Origin of the sequence: Bacillus sp. RIT 809 (genome assembly GCF_016892495.1) — a bacterium.
GTDB lineage: Bacteria > Bacillota > Bacilli > Bacillales > Bacillaceae_G > Bacillus_A > Bacillus_A cereus_U.
Genome location: NZ_JAFEMR010000084.1, coordinates 1 through 299, shown reverse-complemented (window position 1 = coordinate 299; position 299 = coordinate 1). Strand labels below are relative to the sequence as shown.

Sequence of the window (299 nt, the reverse complement as noted above, 5' to 3'; positions counted from 1 at the left end):
CATTTGCTATATAAAATAGCTTTTTGGTGGAGCCTAGCGGGATCGAACCGCTGACCTCCTGCGTGCAAGGCAGGCGCTCTCCCAGCTGAGCTAAGGCCCCGTAAAATGTATGGTGGGCCTAAATGGACTCGAACCATCGACCTCACGCTTATCAGGCGTGCGCTCTAACCAGCTGAGCTATAGGCCCATACAAATTGCGGAATTTATTTATATCATATTCCTATTTAAGAGTCAATACTTATATTGAACTCTCAAAACTAAACGAAAACGAAACACGGAAACTTATATTGATGAACAGT

General features: G+C 44.1%; 2 tRNA genes. Both read right to left on the bottom strand.

Features of this window, described 5'->3' with window-relative positions:
• Positions 1-24: 24 nt before the first annotated feature.
• Positions 25-100 (bottom strand) — tRNA-Ala (locus JTF23_RS27575).
• A 10-nt stretch (positions 101-110) separates the two neighbouring features.
• Positions 111-187, bottom strand: a tRNA-Ile gene (locus JTF23_RS27570).
• Positions 188-299: the final 112 nt, after the last annotated feature.